The 6,685-nt window shown below is 57.7% G+C and carries 7 protein-coding genes; 4 read left to right on the forward strand and 3 right to left on the reverse strand.

Annotation, left to right across the window (positions count from 1 at the left end):
* Positions 1 to 498, forward strand: a 498-nt coding sequence (locus DBR18_RS16040; protein ID WP_256588737.1) for a GNAT family N-acetyltransferase, incomplete at its 5' end; no start/stop codon positions are given.
* Between the two features lie 152 nt (positions 499 to 650).
* Here the strand turns inward: DBR18_RS16040 and DBR18_RS16045 are convergent.
* On the reverse strand, positions 651 to 2,279 hold the full coding sequence (locus DBR18_RS16045; protein ID WP_108591049.1) for a glucan biosynthesis protein D: 1,629 nt from the start codon (positions 2,277 to 2,279) through the stop codon (positions 651 to 653).
* A 394-nt stretch (positions 2,280 to 2,673) separates the two neighbouring features.
* On the opposite strand from DBR18_RS16045, the gene DBR18_RS16050 reads away from it, so the two are divergent.
* Positions 2,674 to 2,859, forward strand: coding sequence for a hypothetical protein (locus DBR18_RS16050; RefSeq protein WP_108591050.1), 186 nt, complete (start codon positions 2,674 to 2,676; stop codon positions 2,857 to 2,859).
* 150 nt (positions 2,860 to 3,009) lie between these two features.
* On the opposite strand, the gene DBR18_RS16055 is transcribed toward DBR18_RS16050, so the two are convergent.
* Positions 3,010 to 3,516 carry a Bro-N domain-containing protein gene (locus DBR18_RS16055; protein WP_108591051.1) on the reverse strand — a complete coding sequence of 169 codons (507 nt, stop codon included), beginning with the start codon at positions 3,514 to 3,516 and terminating at the stop codon, positions 3,010 to 3,012.
* Between the two features lie 439 nt (positions 3,517 to 3,955).
* On the opposite strand from DBR18_RS16055, the gene DBR18_RS16060 reads away from it, so the two are divergent.
* Together DBR18_RS16060 and DBR18_RS16065 are read left to right on the forward strand one after the other, a co-directional pair.
* Positions 3,956 to 5,209, forward strand: coding sequence for an ATP/GTP-binding protein (locus tag DBR18_RS16060; protein ID WP_108591052.1), 1,254 nt, complete (start codon positions 3,956 to 3,958; stop codon positions 5,207 to 5,209).
* Between the two features lie 2 nt (positions 5,210 to 5,211).
* Complete coding sequence (locus DBR18_RS16065; protein WP_108591053.1) at positions 5,212 to 5,838, forward strand: RloB family protein; 627 nt, start codon at positions 5,212 to 5,214, stop codon at positions 5,836 to 5,838.
* A gap of 51 nt (positions 5,839 to 5,889) precedes the next feature.
* On the opposite strand, the gene DBR18_RS29300 is transcribed toward DBR18_RS16065, so the two are convergent.
* Positions 5,890 to 6,685 (reverse strand): amino acid permease (locus DBR18_RS29300; RefSeq protein ID WP_256588739.1); only part of this gene is annotated, 796 nt, incomplete at its 5' end.

The following is a 6,685-nucleotide window of genomic DNA, read 5'->3' on the forward strand; positions in this document are numbered from 1 at the left end:
CCGCTGCTGGCGCAGATCGATCGCGGCGAGCTGGTGGAGGAATGTTATCGGCTGGAAAACGGTGAGCTGATTCTGTATCCGGCGCATTTCGACATGCGCGGATGGCCCGAAGGCGAAGCTGAAGACAATGCGCGGACGCTGCACAAGTGCTTGCGCGATGGCGGTTGGCTGTACGGAGTGTTTAAGGGGCCAGCGCTGGTGGCGGCGGTGGTTGTGGATAACCGGGTTATTCACAATCAGGGGCTGAGCATGCGCCAGTTGAAATTCCTGCACATCAGCCGTGACTACCGTGGGCAGGGGCTGGGGGCGAAGTTGTTTGCGCTGGCCTGTGAGCAGGGGCGGCGGTTCGGTGCTCAGGCGTTGTATGTCTCAGCCACCGAATCACGTAATACCGTGGAGTTTTATCAGCGACAGGGGTGTCGGTTGGTTGATCAACCGGACCCTGAGCTGTTTGTCCTGGAACCCTGCGATATCCATTTGCACTGTCCTCTCGGCTGACAACATTCCCTGTAGGAGCTGCCGAAGGCTGCGATCTTTTGACTTTGACGGGGCATGAACAAGATCAAAAGATCGCAGCCTTCGGCAGCTCCTACAGGGATTCGTTTTGCTCAAAAAAACAATGTAGAGGCCCATGCAGGCGCCTCACATCATCAAGGATACTTGCGCTTGTCCGGCGCCGGCGGGAAGTACTGGTACAACCAGGTCTCGCTCAACGTGCGGTCATTGGTGCGGATGAACAGGCGCAGTTCCACCGGATCGACACTGTCATTGGTCGGGTACCAGTCGAACAGTATCCGGTAGCCCTTGATGTCATCCAGCACCAGCACGCTGAAGTCCTGCACCTTGCCGTTGGAGCAGGTGACCACCGGTTCGATCCCGGTGCCCTGCGGCAGGCGATCCAGGCCGCCACCGGTGAAATCCACGGCAAAACGTCGCGCCCAGACCGGCGGGTAATGTTCGCCTGGTGCCCAGCCTTCGACGAAACCACCCATGCCCGAACGGGTCGCGTGTACCCGCGCCAGCGGCGTGCCGACTGGCGGCAGGGCGCTCCAGTAGAGCTTGTAGCCGTAGTTCAGCGAGTCGCCAGCGGCCACCGGTTTCTTCGGCGTCCAGAACGCGACGATGTTGTCGAGAGTCTCGCCGGTGGTAGGAATTTCCAGCAGATCGATAGAGCCTTCGCCCCACGCCGTGGTCGGTTCGACCCACAGGCTCGGGCGCTTGCTGTACCAGTCAACGGTGTCCTGATAGTTGGCGAATTCGTGATCGGTCTGCACCAGTCCGAAGCCTTTCGGATCGGTGTCGGCGAACGCGTTGAACTGCAGGGTCGCCGGGTTGTTCAGCGGGCGGCAGATCCACTCGCCGTTGCCACGCCACATCGCCAGGCGATCGGAGTCGTGGATTTGCGGGTGGATGGTGTCGCACATGCGCCGTTCGTGGGTGCCACAGCTGAACATGCTGGTCATCGGCGCGATGCCCAGTTGCTCGATGGCAGTCCGCGCGTTGACGTGGGCGTCTATCTCCATCACTACGCGCTCGGCCTGGCAATCGATGTCGAAGCGGTAGGCACCGGTGGCGCTCGGCGAGTCGAGCAGGGCGTAGACCACGAAGCGGGTGGCGTTCTGCTCCGGCGTCTCGAACCAGAACTTGGTGAAGTCAGGAAATTCTTCGCGCTTCTTCGCGTAGGTGTCGACGGCCAGACCGCGAGCCGAGAGGCCATATTGGCCAGTGGCATCCACCGCGCGGAAATAGCTGGCGCCGAGGAACGACACCACGTCATGGCGATCCAGCTCCGGCGCCTTGAACAGCTTGAATCCGGCAAAACCCAGATCGCCCTTGAGCTGCTGGGTATCGACCGAGGTGTTCTCGTAGTTGAACAGCGTCGGGCGGAAGTGGACTTCGCGAGCGGTCCGGGTCTTGGGATCGACGCTGTACATGCGCACAGGCTGACGGAAACCCATGCCGACGTGGAAGAACTGCACGTCCAGCTGACCCTTGTTTTCCTTCCACAGCGAATGATCGCCGTCGTAGCGGATCGCGTTGAAGTTCTGCGGGGTCATGGTCGCCAGCGTTGGCGGCAGGACCTGTTTGGTGTCCTGATAGGCCGAGCCGGCCAGTTGCTTGGCCTGGCGCTTGAGCGCTTCGAAATCGAAGGCCTGTGCCTCACCATCAGCGGCGCCACCATTGGCCGCCCAGGCCCGGGCGGCCAGCAGGCCGGAAGCCGAGAGACCGGTGTAAGCCGCAATGGCCATCGACGCTTTGAGCAAATTCCTGCGGTGCATAAATACAACCTGTCGTGAGCAATCCCGCGCCTTGCCTGGCACGTGCTGGATCAGAAATAACGGTTCGGACAAGCCTTCGGCCAAACGCAACGGACTATTAACAGATGCCCGCTAGCTTAAACGGTTCGCTCGCATTGCAAAATTCGTTGATACACAACGACAGAGTGTCAATGAAACAAGACATGTCGGTTAAATTTCCGACGGCACTTTCTGATTTAGAGGGCATATCTGCTTTTCTCGACTAATTACTCTAATTACCGCTTTTCAGAGCCGCGTAACTCCCTATTCTATGGACATGGCCGGCGCGACCGGCAGGACACAGGCGCTGCTGTAAGGGGCAGGGCGATGTGGTGATCAGGCAATTCTTTGAAGTATTCGAGAAGGACATCGTCCAATGGCAAAAGTACAAGACATCACCGAAATGCTCGGCATCTTTCCCTGCTTGAGCAGCGGACGCCGCAGGCGTCGTTTGAGTTCTGAAGAGCTGAAGCTGGTGGAGCGTTATCGCGAGTTGTCGGAGAGCGACCGGATTGCGATGCGGTATCTGGTGGATGCGATGAGGAGTGTTTCGCGGTTTTAACGGCGCGTAAGACTGTGGCGAGGGAGCTTGTCGAATCGTCGCACCGTCCCGCTGGACTGCGCAGCAGTCCCTCGCTTTTTGTAGAGGGGCCGCTGTGCGACCCAGCGGGAGCAAGCTCCCTCGCCACAGGATTTTTGTTGAATGGACTTGTTAGCGGCAAGTTCCCAATACCGGATACGGCCGCTGGCCGTGCATCAATTCAGGCACATCCCGCCATTTGACCCACGCCTGCTGTTGCCAGTGCAGCAACGGCACGGTAACGCCTGCCCAATGCATTGAACTCAGGCTCGGGTGGTTTTCTACTGGGCCTGATTGAATTTCGCGCAGCATTGGAATGACCTCATGGCTCAACCATTGGCGCAGGTTGCGGTTTTCCGGGATGAAGTGATGGACGAGCTGGGCGAACAGGCCTGACTCGCTGACCACTGCGCAATCGACGATGTCGCCGTCCTTACGCAGGAGGACGTTGCGACGCTGATCGGGATCGAGTTTCAGCGTGAGGCGTTCGTTTAGCGGATAGCCTATCAGGCGACCGAGATCCTGAACGCAGAACCAGGCTTCGTGGTCTTGCATGAAGGCGTGGAGGAAGCGGTTGTGGCGGGTGAAGACGGTGGGGGTGAAGTGGGTCGACGATGAGTTTTGGATTTGTGCAGACATGTAGTGGCTTCCGATTTGAGCAGGAAAGTCGCCATCAACTCTTCGACAAGTTGGGTGGCGAACCGTATGGCGTTCGAAGTCGGGATACTTCCAGTCAAACACGGAAAAGCCAGAAGGCCCGCGCCACACGGCCCGCCATAAAGCAAAACTGAAGCTACGACAGCCACAGTTCAATGGAGGGCATGCAAGCACCGCGTTGACAGTTTCCGGCTTCGACCCCGGGTCGCTGATTTGGCAGCGACGGGATAAAGCCTATCGGTCAGGCGCTTGCGGCGACAAGTCTACTCTGTGGACGTGCAGCGTAGGAAATTGGGGTTTTTGGGGAAGGCTGTGTCTGTAGGAAATGCCTGTTTTTGCATTGCTTGCAGCCTGGCTGCGTCTGGGGCGAATTTTTTCATTTATTTATGGAGATTCATGCAACGAACTGCAGGTCTTCTCCATGCTGATCGAATTTTCCGTTTCCAATTACCGCTCGTTCCGGGACAGGCAAACACTGTCCATGGTCGCGAGCCCTCGCCTGAGCAAGGCGCGAAACGTCTTCAGCGCCGGCACGAGCACTGAAAAACTCCCGGACCTGCTTAAGGTCGCCGCCATTTACGGACCCAACGCTTCTGGCAAATCGTCGCTCATTCGCGCAATGGGCATCGTCGGCAGATTGCTGGCGACACCCGCAGGCGTCCATGGCGACGTACTACCGGTTACATCCTTTCGCTTTGACGAGACGCTAAGAGAAGCGCCCAGCGTTTTTGAATACGACTTTGTTCAAAGCGGGTTGCGTTATCGATTTGTGCTCGCGTTGACAGCGCAGCGCATTGTCCATGAACAATTGCTCTGTTATCCAAAAGGAAAGGAAACCTTGCTGTATAACCGTCAAGTTGATTCCCTCGGTGAGCATTACACCTTTGGGAAAGCCCTTGAAGGCGGTAAGAACGTGCATTGTGCGTGGCGGCGTTTGACCAGTCCCAGGATGCTGTTTATTGCACAAGCCGTTACCCACAGCAGCGAAGAGCTGACTCAGTTGCGCGCACCATTTTGCTGGTTTCAAAGAGGTTTGCTGGTAGTCGAGCAGAGCAATATGCAGGGCCTCTCTACAGCGTCGATTCGTTTTCTGCAGATGGTTGAAAGTCATACCAGCGATCTACGTGATTTTCTCTGCGCTCTGGATATTCCGGTATCGGCGATCCAGCTCAGTTCGGAACATTCCACTGCGCCTCCAGACAATCGAAAGATGACGCTGAAAGAGTTTATTGCCGCTGCGCAGGGAGACAAATTGACCCTGACGCATGCCAGTATCTCAGGCGAGGCGGAGTTCGATTTTGCCGAAGAATCGTGCGGCACCAAGAACCTGATCGGCTTCTGGTTGCCGTGGTTCATGATGAATCAGGCTGGCGGCAGCGGCGTTCTCTGTGTCGATGAATTGAACAGCAGTCTGCATCCTGAAATCGTCGGGGTCCTGATTGGCAAGCATCTGGACAGCGGGCTGAATACTCAGTTGATTTTCACCACTCACGACACGCACTTGATGAATGAAAAGATTCTGCGGCGTGATCAGTTCTGGATTTCGGAGCGTGATGCATATGGCGCGACAAGTCTGTTTTCCGTGCACGACTTTGAAGGCCGGGAGAGTGAGGACGTCGAGAAGCGTTACTTCGAGGGACGCTATCGCGGGCTGCCACTGATCAGGCAGGGCTGACCATGGTGAGTTCGAGCAAGTCGTTTGATCGAAAAGCGTCACGCTTCAAACCACAGCCCAAAGTGCTGGTGCTCTGCGAGGACAGTAAGTCGGGAAAGCGTTATCTGGAGGAGGCCGCGTTTCACTTTCGGGCCCGGGCTCAGGTTGAGATCGTCCATTGCGGCGTGACGCACCCGAGCGGTATCGTGGAGCGGGCGGTGATGCGGCAGAAACGCTTTGACAAGGTATTTTGTGTGGTGGATCGCGATACACATCTGTGTTTCGAGCGCGCGTTGAATACAGCCAGATCGCATCCAAAAATCTACGTTATCGCATCGTATCCGTGTTTCGAGTTCTGGCTTCTTTTGCACTTTGGTTTCAGTCGCAAGCCATTCCGGGCCGTGGGGAAAAACTCCCCAGGTGACCTGGTGAGCAAGTGCTTGAGGACGAAACCCGACATGGCGGGCTATGAGAAGGGTAGAGACTTCAGTTATTTCACTCAATTGCTGGGTGAGCCGTTCCAGCGGGCCAGAACGCTTGCGCCGAAAGTGCTTGAGGACGTCGCCGTCAGTGGTGAGCCCAATCCCAGTACGGAAATCCATTTGCTGATGGATGAGTTCGAGACCTTATCCAGGCCTCAACTGATCTAGCACCCTGCACCCTGCACCCTGTCCGCGTCCCTGCGGGCAGGGTGCTGATATTTATCGACTCACCTTCCAAGCATCCCCAGCCGGCGCCTTCCCATGGTCATACGGCCTGCCGATCCACATGTAAACCAAGCCCAGCCCAATCACGATCACCGTGCTCAACACCATCGCATAGTTCACGTACCACGCCGCATCCGGTGTGCGTGGCCAGGCCATGTTGATGATTGCGCCGACGCCGTACACCAGCGCGCCGATGTTCACCGGCCAGCCCCAGGCACCGAGGGTGAATTTGCCGCTGGGTTTCCAGCCTTTGCTGCGTGCATACAATGCGGCCAGCACGATCATCTGGAACGCGAGGTAGATGCCGATGGCGGCGAAGCTGACGATGGTCGCCACGGCGTCCTGCAGGAAGAAGCCGAGGGCGATGATCAGGGCCGGCAGGACGCCGGACACGAACAGCGCGGCAACCGGCACTTGGGTGGTAGGAGAAATCTTTTTCAGCAGTCGGCTGCCGATGAGCATCTCATCGCGAGCGTAGGAGTACAGCAGACGGCTCGCCGCAGCCTGCAGGCTGATGACGCAGGAGATGAAGGAAATCATCACCACGCCCATCACCACTTTCGAGCCGATCGGGCCGAAGGCGTTGTTGAGGATGGTGGTGACCGGGTCCTTGTCGGTGCCGTTGATCACCGCTTGCATGTCCGGCACGGCAAGGATCAGCGCCAGGCAGGCGAACATCGCCGCGATGCCGCCGATGTAGATGGTCATGCGCATCGCCACCGGGATTTTCGCGCTCGGGTTCGGGGTTTCTTCGGCGACGTCGCCGCAGGCTTCGAAACCGTAGTAGAGG

The organism is Pseudomonas sp. HMWF021, from assembly GCF_003061005.1.
GTDB lineage: Bacteria > Pseudomonadota > Gammaproteobacteria > Pseudomonadales > Pseudomonadaceae > Aquipseudomonas.

Coding starts and splice junctions, on each gene's coding strand:
- DBR18_RS16045 (WP_108591049.1), bottom strand. CDS start 2,279: ATGCACCGCAGGAATTTGCTCAAAGCGTCGATGGCCATTGCGGCTTAC.
- DBR18_RS16050 (WP_108591050.1), top strand. CDS start 2,674: ATGGCAAAAGTACAAGACATCACCGAAATGCTCGGCATCTTTCCCTGC.
- DBR18_RS16055 (WP_108591051.1), bottom strand. CDS start 3,516: ATGTCTGCACAAATCCAAAACTCATCGTCGACCCACTTCACCCCCACC.
- DBR18_RS16060 (WP_108591052.1), top strand. CDS start 3,956: ATGCTGATCGAATTTTCCGTTTCCAATTACCGCTCGTTCCGGGACAGG.
- DBR18_RS16065 (WP_108591053.1), top strand. CDS start 5,212: ATGGTGAGTTCGAGCAAGTCGTTTGATCGAAAAGCGTCACGCTTCAAA.